This window comes from Streptomyces iakyrus, from assembly GCF_000717055.1.
Lineage (GTDB): Bacteria > Actinomycetota > Actinomycetes > Streptomycetales > Streptomycetaceae > Streptomyces > Streptomyces iakyrus.
The window spans coordinates 1-349 of sequence record NZ_JNXI01000121.1 but is presented as its reverse complement, the minus strand read 5'-3'; the positions used below and the strand labels follow the sequence as shown (position 1 = coordinate 349).

1 pseudogene is annotated in these 349 nt (G+C 66.5%); it reads left to right on the top strand.

The features are described from left to right. A pseudogene (locus tag OO68_RS49010) lies at positions 1–264 on the top strand (IS21 family transposase); the annotation flags it as partial. Between the last annotated feature and the right edge of the window lie 85 nt (positions 265–349).

Genomic DNA, 349 nt, shown 5'->3' with positions numbered 1-349 from the left:
TTGTGCGACCTCATTCTCGACGAGCGCTCGCACCCCGAGCAAGGCTTCCGCGCCTGCCTCGGCATCCTCAGGCTCGCCGGCTCCTATGGGCGCGGACGGCTGGACGCCGCGGCTGCGCGGGCGATCGACATCGGCGCGCGCACCTACGGCTCGGTCAAATCGATCCTCGCCAACAATCTCGATCGGCGTCCCGCTCATCAGCGCTCCGCGGACGATGCGCCGATCCTGCATGCCAACATCCGCGGACCGCGCTACTACAACTAGGAGACCATCCCTTGCTCACCCATCCGACCCTCGACCGCCTCAACGCCATCGGCCTCCACGGCATGGCCAATGCCTTCGTCGATAT